This window comes from Nocardia yamanashiensis NBRC 100130, assembly GCF_001613325.1.
Lineage (GTDB): Bacteria > Actinomycetota > Actinomycetes > Mycobacteriales > Mycobacteriaceae > Nocardia > Nocardia yamanashiensis.
The window spans coordinates 43,300-59,500 of the sequence record NZ_BDCD01000032.1 but is presented as its reverse complement, the minus strand read 5'-3'; the positions used below and the strand labels follow the sequence as shown (position 1 = coordinate 59,500).

The window sequence follows — 16,201 nt, the reverse complement described above, 5'->3', positions numbered from 1 at the left end:
TTGCGTGGAAGTTACCGAAAACTCACGTTTCGGCGCTGTTACGAAAATGAGGACTTGGATACCTGTCTGTAACGCGACTAGCTGCGGCGATCCCGAGTCTTGCGCGCCAAAGCACGCAATCCGCGCGGTCCGGGCACGGGCTGGCCGTCGTCGAGGGACATCCACTCGGCGGTCACCAGCCACTGCTGCTGGGCGCGGGCGTCGGCTGTGTCGTTGAACACGCGGCGGCCGCGATCGTCGCGGAGTTCGTAGGCCAGGACGGACCAGCGGGGCGGGCGGCCGTGTTCGGCGACCTGATCGCGCAGATAGGTGGCGACCAGGGTGCCGAGGGCGTTCACCGGGCGCAGGGAGACGCGATTGCCGTAGCGCGCGGCGTGGAAGCGGCGGCCGGCGCACAGGGATCGGGGGGTGGCGTTGTAGGCGATCCAGCCCGCGCGCTGCGCGCGTTCGATCAACCACAAATGTTTGACGGCGGTCGGGGGGATATCGCCGACCCGGTCGCGAATCAAACTCACCACCGGTTCGGAAAGCAGAATGTCGCGACGCGTGGGACCGGTGCCGTGCACTGTCCAATATTCGTCGGTGAGTTTCGCGATGACGCGCCCGAAATCGTCGATGCTGCGTTGTGCGCGGCGGCCCAATCGTTCGATGCGATCGGCTTCGGCGCGCATATCGTTCTGCACGATAAGGGTCTCGATGGCCGCGAGGGTCGGCACCTGACCGCGCTGCAGCAGTTCCAGGATGGCGCCCGCGGTGGCCGGATCGGCGGCGGCCGACACCGGCAGCGAGGCGCGCTTGATGTCGTAGTCCTGGGGCGCGATGGCTCGGCTGAGCAAACCGACCGCGGCGATGTCACCTGCGAATTCGGTGCTGGAGAGCCAGGCTTGGGCGATGTCGTCGTGCGACGGCACTTGGGCGTTCCTCCGGGAGATTTGGTTGTGCCCCGGTCGGGATGAGGGACCGGCCGGGGCCACCAACCTGATGAAGGTTTGGCTACCGAAGTTGCCGATGTCCACGGTAGCCAAACGATTGCGATCTTGCCGCATCGGTTGATGGGATCGTTATGTCCGCTCTGCGGAGTTGAAACCGAACGCGCGACTGTATCTGGTGATCTTGCAGCCCAGACGCGTCCGGCTATTTGTTCTTAAAAACGCGCTGAGAATTTGCTGAGCCAGCTCACAGGATTTGCGTTCGGTCCGGTCGGTTTAGAGCGGTCTCCCGGAATGCATGTGATGTGCGCCACATTCGCGGCTGTGACGGGGCGCGAAACGGACGACTCGGCGACCGGCCCCACAGCGGATAACTCGATGTCGGACCGTCCCGGTAACCTTCCTGCGTGGCTCTGTACCGGAAGTACCGACCGGCAACGTTCGCTGAAGTGGTGGGTCAGGAGCACGTCACCGATCCCCTGAGTACCGCGCTCGACACCGGGCGGATCAGTCATGCCTACCTGTTCTCGGGTCCGCGCGGATGCGGCAAGACCTCCTCCGCGCGCATCCTCGCGCGCTCGCTCAACTGCGTGCAGGGCCCGACCTCCAAACCCTGCGGCGTCTGCGCCTCCTGTGTGGCGCTCGGTCCCGGCGGGCCGGGCAACCTCGACGTCATCGAGCTCGACGCGGCCAGTCACGGTGGTGTGGACGACACCCGTGAGCTCCGCGACAAGGCGTTCTACGCCCCCGCCGAATCCCGGTACCGCGTCTTCATCGTCGACGAGGCGCACATGGTCACCACCGCGGGCTTCAACGCGCTGCTCAAGATCGTCGAGGAGCCGCCCGCCCACCTCATCTTCGTGTTCGCCACCACCGAGCCGGACAAGGTCCTGCCGACCATCCGCTCCCGTACCCATCACTACCCCTTCCGGCTGCTCCCGCCCGCCACCATGCGCGGCCTGCTCGGCAAGATCTGCGACCAGGAGAACGTGCAGGTCGAAGAGTCGGTGTACCCGTTGGTGATTCGCGCCGGCGGCGGTTCCCCCCGCGACAGCCTCAGCGTCCTGGACCAGCTGCTCGCGGGCGCCGGCCCGGAGGGCGTCACCTACCCCCGCGCCGTCTCCCTGCTCGGCGTCACCGATATCGCCCTCATCGACAATGCCGTCGACGCCCTCGCCAACTCCGACGGCGCGGCCCTGTTCGGCACCATCGACAGCGTCGTGGAAGCCGGCCACGATCCCCGCCGCTTCGCCACCGACCTGCTCGAACGCCTCCGCGACCTCATCCTGCTGCGCGCCGTCCCCGACGCCACCGAACGCAACCTGGTGACCGGCCCCGGCGACGTCCTCGACCGTATGCGCGCCCAGGCGAACAACATCGGCCCCGCCACCCTGGCCCGCCACGCCGAACTCCTCCACGAGGGCCTCGGCGACATGCGAGGCGCCACGAACCCCCGCCTCCTGCTCGAGGTCATCGCCGCCCGCATGCTCCTCCCCGCGGCCTCCGACACCGAATCCGCGGCCCTGCAACGCCTCGAATCCCTCGAACGCCGCATAGCCAACGGCCTCCCCGCCGCCCCGGCCGGTGCACCACAACCACAATCCGCCCCCGCGGCCGCTCCGCCCAGCACCGCCCAGTCGGCCCCGAGCGCACCCCCGGCCGCCGGCAACCGCCGCCGCGGAGCGGAAGCCCTCGCCGCCCTCCGCGCCGAAAAGGGCGGCGACCCAACACCTCCCGAAGCTCAGGCCGTGACGGCCGCCGCCACTCCTTCCGCCCCGCCGCAGGTTGCCGAAGTCGCGCGTCCGACTTCCGCGCCGCAGCCGCCGGCCGCCGAGCCTGAAGCGGCTGCGCAGCCCGCCGCGACGGCTATTCGTCCACCGGAACTGAGCCCGGTGTCGGCTGCTGCGGTCCAAGTTGCGGCAACCACCGGGACGCAACCGGATTCCGATGCCGGTGCCCCGGCCCCCGCGAATACCGCTGCGGCACAGGAGCAACCGGCGCATCCGGCGGAGCGCGCCACCGCCATGCCGTCCGAGCCTGAGGCGGGGGGACCGGCCGTCACGGCCCACTCGGCTGCGATGGAATCCACGGCCGTGGATGCCGTCGACGCATCGCAGCCCGCCGGGGGTGCCGTAGTGGAAGCGCCGCCGGGTGCGGTGGCAGCCGAGGCGGAAGCGCTTTCGGCTGTCGCGCATGAGACCGCTCGAGCGGCCGAACAGTCTGCACCACAGCACATTTCCGAATCGCTGCCGGATCCGGCCGACGCGGCGGGGCCGGATGTCGCCGCCGGTATCGAGCCGGACGTAGCGACTCCCGGAGCCGATGCGCCGTCTCTTCCGGATATTGCACCGGCAGCGGAAGCCGTTGGCGCTCCGGCCGATTCGACTGCCGGAAGTTCTGGTGTCGTGTGGGGTGCGCCGGTCGGCGCCGCTCCGGGTGCGGTCGGGGCCGACGCGGAGTCCGGTGCGGCCGAGGCCGCCGAGCCGGCGGCGGTCGTGGCCGGTGGCGCGCTCGCGCACGCTCCCGATGATGTGCTGCAGGAGATCGAGGCGGCTTGGTCGGATATCCGGGCCAAGGTGCGGGAGTTCGGGGCCGCGGTGCAGGCATTGCTGTCCGGGGCGAGCGTGGCCCGGGTCGAGGGGATGACGATCGTGTTCGCGCATCAGCACGCGCCGTTGGCGCAGCGGTTGTCGCAGCCGAAGAACCTGGAGGCGGTGCGGTCGGCGGTCAAGGCCGTGCTGGGGCGCGATCATGACGTGAAGTGGGAAGTCGGCGGGGCGGGGTCGGCTCCGGCGGGGCGGGGCGGGGCGAGCGGTTCGGGCGGGCGGGGGCCGGCGACCAAGGAAGCGGAGAAGAAGGCGGCGCCGAAGTTCTCGCGGCCGAGTCAGGCCAAGGGGGCGGCTCCGGCGGCCGAGGCGCCGGCCGGATGGGGGAGTGCGCCCGAGGCGAAGGCCGCGCCCGCGGCGCCGGTCCAGGCTCCTGTCGAGCGGGGTTCCGGTGGTTCGGGTGCGGGTGCGCCCGCGCCGCAGGTGACGCCGTACGACGACGATATTCCGCTGCCGGACGGCCCGGACCTCCCGGACGACCCGGGGGCTGTTGACTACCCGCCAGTAGGTTATGACGGCGTTCCACCTGCCACTACGGAGGAGGAAGAGCGCGAGATGCTGGAGGAATCGGCGAAGCCGGTGCCGGCGGGGGAGCGGCGCGACCCGGATGATGTGGCGCTGGAGCTTTTGCGAGCTGAGTTGGGCGCCACTCCCCTGGAGGGTTGACAGTTCGCCTGTGGAGAGCCTTAAGTTAACCGGAGTTCGCATCGCGGCGTACTATGATCGGGTGGCCGTGAGTTCCGGTTCGGTGAGGTTCTAAGGTATGCCCAGGCGTACGGGCTACTGGCGAGTCAACTAACTGGTTCCTGTCGCAGTTTGTACAGCGTCAGGAAGGTCGGTCCGCGAGGACAGATCGGCGAGGGTAACCCGCGGCCAACCCGCACATCGCGGTGTCGGCGCACCTAAGAGAGGACAACTCGGATATGACCACTGAGGCCTACATTTACGAGGCCATCCGCACTCCGCGCGGCAAGAACCGTAAGGGCTCGCTGCACTCGGTCAAGCCGATCGACCTGACCACCGGTCTGGTCGCGGAGCTGCGGAACCGGTTCCCGAACCTGGACGAGGACCGCATCTCGGACATCATCCTGGGCGTCGTCTCGCCCGTGGGTGATCAGGGTGCCGACATCGCCCGCACCACCGTTCTCGCCGCGGGTCTGCCCGACACCGTCGGTGGCGTCCAGATCAACCGCTTCTGCGCCTCCGGCCTGGAAGCCGTCAACCTGGCCGCCCAGAAGGTCCGCTCCGGCTTCGAGGACCTGGTCATCGCCGGTGGCGTGGAGTCCATGTCCCGCGTGCCGATGGGCTCCGACGGCGGCGCCATGTTCATGGACCCGAAGACCTCCTACGAGGCTTACATTGTCCCGCAGGGCATTTCGGCCGACCTGATCGCCACCATCGAGGGCTTCTCCCGCGACGACGTCGACGCCTACGCCGTCCGCTCGCAGGAACTGGCCGCCAAGGCCTGGGACAACGGCTACTTCGCCAAGTCCGTCGTGCCGGTCAAGGACATCAACGGCCTGACCGTGCTCGACAACGACGAGCACATGCGTCGCGGCACCACCGCCGCCGACCTGGGCAAGCTGAACCCGGCCTTCGCCGGCATCGGCGACATGGGCGGCTTCGACGCCGTGGCCATGCAGCGCTACACCTACGTCGAGAAGATCGACCACGTGCACACCGGCGGTAACTCCTCCGGCATCGTCGACGGCGCCGCGCTGGTGCTGGTCGGCTCCGAAGAGGCCGGCGCCGCTTCGGGTCTGACCCCGCGCGCCCGCATCGTCGCCACCGGCATCTCCGGCGCCGACGCCACCATCATGCTGACCGGCCCGACCCCGGCCGCGCACAAGGCCCTCGCCAAGGCGGGCCTGACCGTGGACGACATCGACCTGTTCGAGATCAACGAGGCCTTCGCCTCCGTGGTGCTGAAGTTCCAGAAGGACCTGAACATCCCGGACGAGAAGCTCAACGTCAACGGCGGCGCCATCGCCATGGGCCACCCGCTGGGCGCCACCGGCGCGATGATCACCGGCACCATGGTCGACGAGCTGCACCGTCGCAACGCGCGCTACGCGCTGGTCACCCTCTGCATCGGCGGCGGCATGGGTGTCGCCACCATCATCGAGCGCGTCTGACGCCCACCCGAGACTTTTCAGGAGAACGAAACACAATGACTGAGAACATGATCGGCTGGGAAAAGGACGCCGACGGCATCGTCGTGCTGACCATGGACGACCCCAACCAGGGCGCCAACACCATGAACCAGCTCTACAAGGACTCCATGCGGGCCACCGTGGACCGCCTGGTCGCCGAGAAGGACGACATCACCGGTGTCGTCATCACCTCCGCGAAGAAGACCTTCTTCGCCGGCGGTGACCTCAAGAACATGATGCAGACCACCAAGGCCGACGCCGCTGCCATCATGGAAGAGCTGACCTTCATCAAGGACGACCTGCGTCGTCTGGAGCAGCTCGGCAAGCCGGTCGTCTCCGCCATCAACGGCGCTGCCCTCGGCGGCGGCCTGGAGATCACCCTCGCCACCCACTACCGCATCGCGGCCGACATCAAGGGCGTGCAGCTGGGCCTGCCCGAGGTCTCCCTCGGCCTGCTCCCGGCCGGCGGCGGCGTCACCCGCGTGACCCGCATGCTGGGCATCGCCAACGGCCTGATGGGCGTGCTGCTGCAGGGCCAGAAGTTCACCGCGCAGAAGGCCAAGGCCACCGGCCTGATCAACGAGGTCGTCGGCTCGGTCGAGGAGCTCGTCCCGGCCGCCAAGGCGTGGATCAAGGCCAACCCGGACAAGGGCGTGCAGCCCTGGGACGTCAAGGGCTACAAGATCCCCGGCGGCACCCCGTCCACCCCGGCGCTCGCCGCCAACCTCCCGGCGTTCCCGGCCAACCTGCGCAAGCAGCTCAAGGGCCAGAACATGCCGGCGCCGCAGGCCATCATGGCCGCCGCGGTCGAGGGCGCGCAGGTGGACTTCGACTCCGCCTCGCTCATCGAGTCCCGCTACTTCGTCTCCCTGCTGACCGGCCCGGTCGCGAAGAACATGATCCAGGCGTTCTTCTTCGACCTGCAGTCGATCAACAACGGCGGCTCGCGTCCCAAGGACATCCCGAAGCGCGAGATCAAGAAGGTCGGCGTCATCGGCGCGGGCATGATGGGCGCGGGCATCGCGTACGTCACCGCCAAGGCCGGCATCGACGTCGTCCTCAAGGACGTCACCATCGAGGCCGCCAACAAGGGCAAGAACTACTCCGAGAAGCTCGAGGAGAAGGCTCTCTCCCGCGGCAAGACCACCCCGGAGAAGTCGGCCGCGCTGCTGGCTCGCATCACCCCCACCGCCGATCCCAAGGATTTCGCGGGCGTGGACTTCGTGATCGAGGCCGTCTTCGAGAAGCCGGAACTCAAGAACGCGGTCTTCCAGGAGATCGAGGACATCGTCGACGCCGATGCGCTGCTCGGCTCGAACACCTCGACCCTGCCGATCACCCTGCTGGCCAATGGCGTGAAGCGGGCCGAGGACTTCATCGGCATCCACTTCTTCTCGCCGGTCGACAAGATGCCGCTGGTCGAGATCATCAAGGGTGAGAAGACCTCCGACGAGGCGCTGGCCCGGGTGTACGACTACACCCTCGCGATCCGCAAGACCCCGATCGTGGTCAACGACTCGCGTGGCTTCTACACCTCGCGCGTCATCGGCAAGTTCATCAACGAAGCCATCATGATGCTCGGCGAGGGCGTCGACCCGCAGACCATCGAGCAGGCCGGTCTGCAGGCGGGCTACCCGGCGGCGCCGCTGAAGCTGTCGGACGAGCTGAACTTCACCACCATGCAGAAGATCTACAAGGAGACCGCCGAGGCGATCATCGCCGCCGGTGGCGAGATCGACGCCGCTTCCGGCGCGACCGCGCAGATCCTCGACAAGCTGGTGGACGAGTTCGACCGCAAGGGCAAGGCCGGCGGCGCGGGCTTCTACGACTACGTCGACGGCAAGGCCACCAACCTGTGGCCCGAGCTGCGCACCCTGTTCAAGACCTCGCGGGAGCTGCCGGAAGGCGTCACCCTGCAGGACCTGAAGGACCGCATGCTCTTCGCCGAGGCCATCGAGACCCAGAAGTGCTTCGACGAGAACGTGCTGACCTCGACCGCGGATGCGAACATCGGTTCCATCTTCGGCATCGGGTTCCCGGCCTGGACCGGTGGCACCCACCAGTTCATCGTGGGCTACCCGGGCGGCCAGGAGGCCTTCGTGGCCCGTGCCGACGAGCTGGCCGCCAAGTTCGGCGACCGCTTCCAGGTTCCCGCCTCGCTGCGTAAGTAATCGGGTTGCGGGCGCAAATGCGCCACTGACCTGATGTTTCACCCGGCCCGGGCCGCGTTTGTCGCGGTCCGGGCCGTTGTGCATTCTGGAGACGCTTGGTCTTGTCCGCCCGGGTTACTCGTAGCTGTGTCGAATCGTGTACGTCTGCGCCGGGACCGCGCTACGTTGGATTATGCGCGGGTGAACACCGGAACAGCCCGTACGCGATTCGGTACGCGCTCTTTCCAGTTCGAGGTGGCCAGAGATGAATCCACAGGCGCGCCCGGGAGGCTCCCGGAGTGAATCCACCGGAGCCGAATCCGCCACCGCGGCGTATATCCCCATGACCATCACCGACGAGCTCGAGGCCATGGGCCTGTTCGACGCCGAGGAGATCGGTCGCGGCGGGTTCGGTGTCGTATTCCGTTGTGCGCAAAAGACGCTGGATCGGATTGTAGCCGTGAAGGTGCTCTCCTCGGAGATAGACGAGGAGAGCCGGGAGCGGTTTTTACGGGAAGAACAAGCGATGGGCCGGCTGTCGGGCCATCCGAACATCGTCGACATCCTCCAGGTCGATGTGACGCCGGCGGGTAAGCCGTTCATCGTCATGCCGTACGCGGTGCACGGCTCGCTTGAGCGGCTGGTGCACGAGAACGGGCCGTTGACCTGGGAGGATTCCCTGCGCGTCGGGGTCAAACTGGCGGGGGCCATCGAGACCGCGCATCGCGCCCAGGTGCTGCACCGGGATGTGAAACCGGCCAATGTGCTGCTCAGCCGCTACGGCGAACCGCAGCTCACCGACTTCGGAATCGCCCGCATCCCAGGCGGATTCCGCACGTCGACCAGTCTGATCACCGGTTCGCCCGCGTTCACCGCGCCCGAGGTGCTCAAGGGCGACGAGCCGACCGTGCGCTCGGACGTGTACGGGCTCGGCTCCACCCTGTTCGCCCTGCTGACCGGCCACGCCGCCTATGAACGGCAGGCGGGGGAGAAGGTGGTCGCGCAGTTCCTGCGCATCACCAGCCAGCCGCTGCCGAACCTGCGCGAGCACGAAATCCCTTCCGACGTAGCGGCGGCCATCGAAGCGGCCATGTCGACCGATCCGCGCGACCGCCCCGCCAGTGCCGTCGAATTCGGCGATCTGCTGCGTGCGGTGCAGCGCGAGCACGGGCAGGTGCCCGACGAGATGGCGCTGCTCGACGGCGACCTCACCGGCACCGCCGACGGGCCGGATCCCACCGGCTCCCAGAGCTATTCGCGACAGCGCACCGGCACCGTGGTGACCGCGCCGCGCGGCCGGTCGCTGTCCTTCCGGCCGCCCGGACCGGCCACCGAATCCTTCCCGGGCGGCGGCACGGCGGTGGGCAATACGCTGCCGCCCACGGCCGCAACGAAATTCCGGCCGCCGACCTCGGTCCGGGAACCGGTGACGCGGCCGCGGCTGCTGGATCCGCTGCGCGCGGGCGGCCGGCGGCGACTGGCGGTGATCCACGGTCCGGCGGGATTCGGCAAGAGCACCCTGGCCGCGCAATGGTGCGCCGAACTCACCGATCGCGGGGTGGCGGTGGCCTGGATCGCCATCGACCGGGACGACGACAACGAGGTGTGGCTGCTCGCGCACATCATCGCCGCCATCCACCGGGTGCGCCCGGAGATCGGCGCGGGCCTGGAGCAGGTGCTGGAGGAGCGGACCGCCGAGGCGGTGCCCTACGCCGTCTCCGCGCTCATCGACGAGGTGCACGCCGGCGGCGGCACCGTGGTGGTGATCGTGGACGACTGGCATAGGATCACCGACCACGGCGCGCACCGGGTGATGGAGTCGCTGCTCGACAACGGCTGCCACCATTTGCGTTTCGTCATCACCAGCCGGGAGCACGCCGGGCTGCCGCTGAGCCGGATGAAGGTGGCCGACGAACTGGTCGAGATCGGCTCGGGGCAATTGCGGCTGACGCCGGAGGAGACCCGGCAGATCCTGGTGGAGCGCACCGGGCTGGAACTGTCCGACCGGCAGCTGGAGCAGATCCACACCGCCACCGACGGCTGGCCCGCCGCCATCCAATTGGCGAGTCTGTCGCTGCGCAATGCCGGGCAGGACGCGGATGCCCTGGTGGCGCGGCTGTCCGGGGACAACAAATCGATTCGCGACTATCTGGCCGAGAACGTGCTGGACGCGCTCGACCCGCGAATGCTCGAATTCCTCACCGCCATCGCGATTCCGGAGCGGGTGAACGCCTCGCTGGCGGAGGCGCTGACCGGGATGACCGACGCGGCGCAGCTGCTGGAGCAGGCCGAGCAGCGCGAGTTGTTCGTGCACCGGCTCTCCGACGATTCCAGCTGGTACAAGATGCAGCCGATGGTGGCCGAGCATCTGCGGGCCCGCCTGGAGCGGGCGCAGCCGGGCGCCGGTAAAGCCCTGCACCGCAAGGCTTCCCGCTGGTTCGCCGAGCATCAGCTGCTGCGGCAGTCGGTCGATCACGCGCTGGCCGCCACCGATTTCAAGTTCGCGCTCGACCTGGTCGAGAACGGCGGCATGGATCTCATCGACCGTTCCCGGCTGGCCACGCTGTTCGGGACGGTGTCGAAACTGCCTGTGCAACAGGTGACTTCGCGCTCCAAGCTGCTGATGGCGCTGGCCCGCGCCAATGTGAACCTGCAGCAGTCCGGCGCGGCCCGCACCGCGCTGGGCCGGCTGTCGAACATGCTGGCCCGCAGCTCACCGACCGATGCCGAGGCGGTGCAGCAGCGCTGCCAGGCCGCGGTGCTCGGGGCGGCCGATCAGATCGCGCGCGATCGCACCGAAGGCGTGCTGGAACGCCTCGCCGACTGCCTGCGCCTGGCCGACGAACTGCCCGCCTGGACGGTGTCCACGGCGGCGAATCTCGCGTCCTACGTCCGGCTGTGCGAATTCGACTTCGTGGGAGCGCGGGAGACGCAGGACTGGGCCGCGCCCTATCACGCCCGTTCCGCGGATCCGCTCGGCGAAGTGTTCGGGCTGTGCGGGCAGGGCGCCGCCGCCTACGAACAACTCGATATCGTCGCCGCCGATCGCTGTTTCGATCAGGCCTGGCAGACCGCCCGCGACCGCTCCGGTCCGCGCTCGCACGCGGTCCGGGTGGCCGCGGCGCTGCTCGGCGAGGTGACCTATCGCCGCGGTGAGCTGGACAGCGCCGAACGCCTGCTGGATCAGAGTCACGAACTGCTGCCCAAGGTGGGCCCGGTCGATTTCCTCATTCCCATCTTCGTGATCGGCGCCCGGGTGAAGGCGGTGCGTGGCGACCTGGAGACCGCCACGGCCCGCCTCGACGAGGGCGCGCGAATCGCGGTGGACCGCAAGTTCACCCGGCTCGCCGCCCATATTCGCGCGGAACGCCTGCGTCTCGGCCTGCCCGCCGATCCGCTGACCGCGGGGCTGGTCACCGATCCCATGGTGCGGCCCATGCGCCATGCCAGCGGCGCCGCCGCACTGGCCGCCGAGGCCGAGGAAATCGCGACCGTCCGGGCGCTGCTCTACCGGCATTACCACGGCGACGACCGCGCCCCCGACGATTTCGCGCCGCTCGGCACCGACGACACGGCCGTCAAACGCGCCCGCGCCCTGCACGGCCGCATTCGCGAACAGCATCGTCCGCGTGCCGAACTCGACACCGCCATTCTGCTGGCGGAGTGCCTGTCCGCCGCGGGCTGGATGGGGGAGTCCATCGCGACGCTGACTCCGGCCGTCATTCGCTGCGCCGAACTCGGCTGGACCCGGCCGCTGCTGGACGCGGGCCCGGGCGTGCTCGGCATCCTGCGCACGCTGCGCAATGAGATGCCGTTGGGTGCGGTGGATTCCGCGGAACTACCCCGGCAGTTCCTCGACGACCTGATCTGAGCCGCCGGCGGCCGCCAGCATCCCCGGAGCTTGTTCACAGGGTTTCTCGAGGAACGCCGACCATGATCGCCGTCGTGCCTCCGCCGCCGCCGAACCCCGTGCAATCGGTCAACCGGACCTTTCATCATGGGCTGTCGCTGCTGCACGGCTGGGTGCCGCAGGTGCTGGTGTTCGTGGCGGTGCTGCTGCTGGTGGTGGCGTTCGCGCGGGCATCGCGCCGCTGGTGGCTGGTGGGCGTGCCGGTCAGTCTCGGCGTCGGGCTCGTAGCCGCGTGGGGCGCTCGGGCTTACATGAACGATGAAGGGCTGGCGTCGAATCCGGCCCCGATGCTGTTGTGGGTGTGCATCGGCGCGACGGCGGCGGCGCTGACTGCCGCGGTGGTGGGTGTGCGTTCCGGTGCGGTGTGGCAGCGCGTGGTGGCGGTGCTGGCGGTGCCGGTCGCCCTGCTGAACGCCACTGTGGTGCTGAACCAATGGGTGGGTTACTACCCGACGGTGCAGGCGGCCTGGGCGGCGGCCACCGCCGAGCCGCTGCCGCATCAAACCGACCTGGACGAGCTTGCGGCGCTGCGGAACACGGATGTGGGGATCGGCCGGATCGTGCCGGTGGACATCCCGGAGTCGGGCAGCGATTTCCGCCATCGCACCGAGTACGTGTACCTGCCGCCCGCCTGGTTCAAGGGCGGCACCCCGCCCGCGCTACCCGTGGTGCTGATGATCGGCGGCGAATTCAACACTCCCGCCGATTGGGTGCGCAGCGGCCAGATCATGCCCGCCGTCGACGATTTCGTGGCGAGCCACGGCGGAGCAGCCCCCATCCTCGTATTCGTCGATGCCGGAGGCAGTTTCAACAACGACACCGAATGCGTGAACGGCCCGCGCGGCGACGCCGCCGACCACCTGACCCGCGACGTACCCGACTACCTGAAGTCGGAATTCGGCGTCGCACGGGATCCGGCGCAATGGGCGGCCGTCGGCTGGTCGATGGGCGGCACCTGCGCGGTCGACCTGGCCGTCATGCATCCCGAACTTCTGCACACCTTCGTGGACATAGCCGGCGACGCCGGACCGAACTCGGGCACCAAGGACCAGTCGATACGCCGATTGTTCGGTGGCGACCCGACGGCCTGGGCGACCTTCGATCCCGAGACGGTGATGGAGAAGCACGGCCCGTACACCGACATGTTCGGCCTCTTCGACGACCTGACCCCGCCCAAGCGCCAGGCCGGCAACGGCCGCCCCCACCCCACTCACACTGCGCTGGAAGACGATTCGGCCGGCTACGGCGGCCGCGATGCCGTCTACGACAGCGGCGAGGTCGGCGCCGCGGCGGCCCTGTGCGATCAGGGCCGCCGAGTCGGCATCGACTGCACGGTGTACACCACCGAAGGCGGCCACACCTGGCAGTTCGCCGCCTCGGCCTTCACCTCCGCACTACCCTGGCTGAACTCCCGCCTCGGCCTGTAAGAAGGTTCCAAGTGCTTACTGCACGGCGCGGCCCGGCCGGTAAGGGTTTCCGAGAGTCGCCTCGCCACCCCACTCGGCCGGCGCGTGACGGATCGCGTACCTCGCCGCCCAGCCCGGCCGCTTCGCCTCGTAAGGGGTTTCAGGGGCTTGCCCCTGAGAGCTACGAGAGTTGTCCTATGCCTTCCACCACGGCCGCAGCGGCACCGTCCACGCCTGGTCGGCCCCCAGCTTGACGCCGAGGACCTGGTGTAGCTGCACCACGTTCCGTTCGAACCCGAGCTGACAGCCGGCCATGTATAGACCCCACACCTTGGCGGTGCCCTCGCCGACCTCCTTCACCGCGGCATCCCAGTTCTCCACCAGGTTGTCGCACCATTCGGCGAGGGTGAGCGCGTAGTGGTACCGCAGGTTCTCCTCGTGCAGCACCTCCAGGCCCACGTTCTGCGCCTCGGAGATGATCCGCCCGGACCCGGCCAGCTCCCCGTCCGGGAACACGTACCGGTCGATGAAATCGCCCGCCTTGGTGGTGTGCTTGTTCTCCGGCCGGGTGATGGAGTGGTTGAGGAACAGCCCGCCGTCGCGCAGCTTCGACTTCATGAACTCGAAGTACGCCGGGTAGTTGTGCACCCCGATGTGCTCGGTGAGCCCGATGGAGGACACCGCGTCGAACCCGGATTCGCGAATATCGCGGTAGTCCGAATGCCGCACCTCGGCCAGTTCCGCCAGCCCGTCCTCGACGATCTTGGCCTGCGCCCATTCGGCCTGTTCGGCCGACAGCGTCGCCCCGATCACCCGGACCCCGCGCTTGGCCGCGTATCGCACCATGCCGCCCCAGCCGCAGCCGATATCGAGCAGCCGGTCCCCGGCCTTCAGGTTCAGCTTCTCGAAGACCAGCCGGTACTTGTTCTCCTGCGCCTGTTCCAACGTCCAGGCCGGATCCTCGTAGGCCGCACAGGTGTAGGTCATGGACGGCCCGAGCACGTACTCGTAGAACGTATTCGAGACGTCGTAATGATGGTGGATGGCTTCCGCGTCGCGAGTCTTGGAGTGCCGCAACCCTTCCAGCGCGATGCGCCGCCAGCGCGGCAGCGTCTCCTGCGGCGGCGGCGCGATGGGCTTGAGCAGTTCCCAGCCCAGCGAGCGCGCGATGACCACCAGCTGCATGGCGGTGGGCCGGCGGAACTTCATGTTCCCCATGGCCTTCAGCAGCTCGTACGGATCGCCCGGGTGCACGCCGTGCGCGATCATGTCACCGGAGATGTAGGCGCGCGCCATGCCCAGGTCGCCGGGCGCGGTGGCGATGTAGTTGACCCCGCGCGGGCTGGTGATCTCCAGGCCGAATTCCGAATCCTCCGGGCCGGTGCTGCTGCCGTCGTAGGCGGTCAGCCGGATGGGCACGGGTCCGTCGATGAGCGTCTCGAAGATCTCGGCAATGGTGAGCTTGGTTCCGAGCTCTGTGAAAACGTCGGAACGATCCTTGAACGTGGTCATTTGCGTTGCACCGCCTTCGAATACAGATCCAGTAAACGATGATCCGGGTCGTAGGTTCGCTTGAGTTGCCGATAGGTGTCGCCGCCGTAATACAGCGCGGCGAAGTCCTCCTCGGAGTAGTAAGCATCCGAGTAGAGCGATTTGTGCCCGTCCAGCCGGGACACCTCGTCCTCGATGGCGCGATTGGCCGCGCCTTCGATCTGCCCCGCCACGGTCGGCACCGCGGACCAGAAGCCGACGTTCACGTAGGTCCGGCCCGGTTCCAGCGGGTACAGCGGCCACGGCTGTTCACCCTCGGTGTCGCGCAATCGCAAGGGACACAACCAGATCGGTTCGATGGGGATCTCGCGCAGGAACCAGTCCAGGAAGTCGGCGGTGCGCTCGATGGGCACCTCGATGTCCTGCACCACCCGCTCGCGCGGCAGGTTCCCCTGCCGGGCCTCCAGCTTGTCCCCGATGTGGTACTTGTGATCGAGTGCGATCAGCTTCCAGTAGAAGCTGGAGCGCAGGTACTTCTTCGGCCAGAAGCGCCGGATCTTCGGGTTCTGGGTGCCGAAAGCCCGTGAGCACCAGAACCAGTCGGTGTCCCAGCGCCACAGGTAGTCGGAGATGGTGAGCCGGTCCCGCTTGGGCGTCGTCGAATCGTGCTGAATGGACCGGTAGTAGATGTTCATCCCGGTGTAATCGCTGGTCGGCCCCGGTTCGTCGGTTTGCCGCCCGACGGTCAGATAGCTCTCGTCCGCGCTGAACACCACACCGTCGAGGTAGTCGACCCGCTCCCCGGCGTACGAGCGGTCCGCGATGATCTGCGCCATGGTCGCCTCCAGCTCCCGCAGCTCATGAAACCGTATGTGCCGCAGCGCCACATAGGGTTCCACCGCTTCCAGCTCGATTCGTAACCGAGTCGAATAGCCCAGCGTGCCATAGGAGTTCGGGAAGCCCCGGAACAGATCGGCGTGCGCGCCGTCGCGGGTGGCGGTGACGATCTCGCCGGCTCCGGTCAGCACGTCGATCTCCAGCACCGATTCGTGCGGCAGACCGTTGCGGAAGGACGTCGATTCGATGCCCAGCCCGGTGACCGCCCCGCCCAGCGTGATGGTCTTGAGCTGCGGCACCACCAGCGGCGCCAGCCCGTAGCGCAGCGTGGTCGCGACCAGGTCCTCGTAGGTGGTCATGCCCGCCACGTCGGCGGTCCGGGCCTCCCGGTCGACCGCGATGACCTGGTTCAATCCGGAGACGTCGAGGCCGGGTGCGGGGTTCTTGGCGCGGGCCCGGAAGAGATTGGACGTCTTCTTGGCCAGGCGCACATTGGCGTCCGGCGGTATCGCCCGATACGAGGCCAGCAGTCGATCGACGCCTGCTCGATGCGCGGCGAAACCTGATTCCTGTGCGGCCGGTGCGCGGCCGGCCTTCCCCAACAGACTCACTGCCACCCTCGGAACCTATCGTGCACCGGACGGTCCGGCCAGCAAGATGACACCGGCGGGGCGGTTTTTCACGCAGGGTTTGCATACGTGTCGACGGTCCCCACCTGC

8 protein-coding genes are annotated in these 16,201 nt (G+C 68.2%); 5 read left to right on the top strand and 3 right to left on the bottom strand.

Annotation, left to right across the window (positions count from 1 at the left end):
• Window positions 1-77: 77 nt before the first annotated feature.
• Window positions 78-911: a hypothetical protein gene (locus NY1_RS32930; RefSeq protein ID WP_067721058.1), complete on the bottom strand. Its 834-nt coding sequence runs from the start codon at window positions 909-911 to the stop codon at window positions 78-80.
• A gap of 425 nt (window positions 912-1,336) precedes the next feature.
• Here NY1_RS32930 and NY1_RS32925 point away from each other — a divergent pair, with 425 nt between their 5' ends.
• From NY1_RS32925 to NY1_RS32905, 5 genes are all read left to right on the top strand, one after another.
• The gene (locus NY1_RS32925) at window positions 1,337-4,201 is read left to right on the top strand and encodes a DNA polymerase III subunit gamma and tau (protein WP_084535792.1); all 2,865 of its coding nucleotides are present in this window, start codon (window positions 1,337-1,339) and stop codon (window positions 4,199-4,201) included.
• Window positions 4,202-4,458: 257 nt separating this feature from the next.
• Window positions 4,459-5,670, top strand: coding sequence for an acetyl-CoA C-acetyltransferase (locus NY1_RS32920; protein ID WP_067721057.1), 1,212 nt, complete (start codon window positions 4,459-4,461; stop codon window positions 5,668-5,670).
• Window positions 5,671-5,705: 35 nt separating this feature from the next.
• Window positions 5,706-7,859: a 3-hydroxyacyl-CoA dehydrogenase NAD-binding domain-containing protein gene (locus tag NY1_RS32915; RefSeq protein ID WP_067721056.1), complete on the top strand. Its 2,154-nt coding sequence runs from the start codon at window positions 5,706-5,708 to the stop codon at window positions 7,857-7,859.
• Window positions 7,860-8,103: 244 nt separating this feature from the next.
• On the top strand, window positions 8,104-11,709 hold the full coding sequence (locus tag NY1_RS32910; RefSeq protein WP_084535790.1) for a serine/threonine-protein kinase: 3,606 nt from the start codon (window positions 8,104-8,106) through the stop codon (window positions 11,707-11,709).
• A gap of 62 nt (window positions 11,710-11,771) precedes the next feature.
• On the top strand, window positions 11,772-13,175 hold the full coding sequence (locus NY1_RS32905) for an alpha/beta hydrolase (protein WP_084535788.1): 1,404 nt from the start codon (window positions 11,772-11,774) through the stop codon (window positions 13,173-13,175).
• A 174-nt stretch (window positions 13,176-13,349) separates the two neighbouring features.
• Here NY1_RS32905 and NY1_RS32900 read toward each other — a convergent pair whose 3' ends face one another.
• Window positions 13,350-14,666: a class I SAM-dependent methyltransferase gene (locus NY1_RS32900; RefSeq protein WP_067721055.1), complete on the bottom strand. Its 1,317-nt coding sequence runs from the start codon at window positions 14,664-14,666 to the stop codon at window positions 13,350-13,352.
• Window positions 14,663-16,093: an FAD-binding oxidoreductase gene (locus tag NY1_RS32895; RefSeq protein WP_067721054.1), complete on the bottom strand. Its 1,431-nt coding sequence runs from the start codon at window positions 16,091-16,093 to the stop codon at window positions 14,663-14,665. Before NY1_RS32895 ends, NY1_RS32900 begins: the two co-directional genes overlap by 4 nt.
• Window positions 16,094-16,201 lie beyond the last annotated feature (108 nt).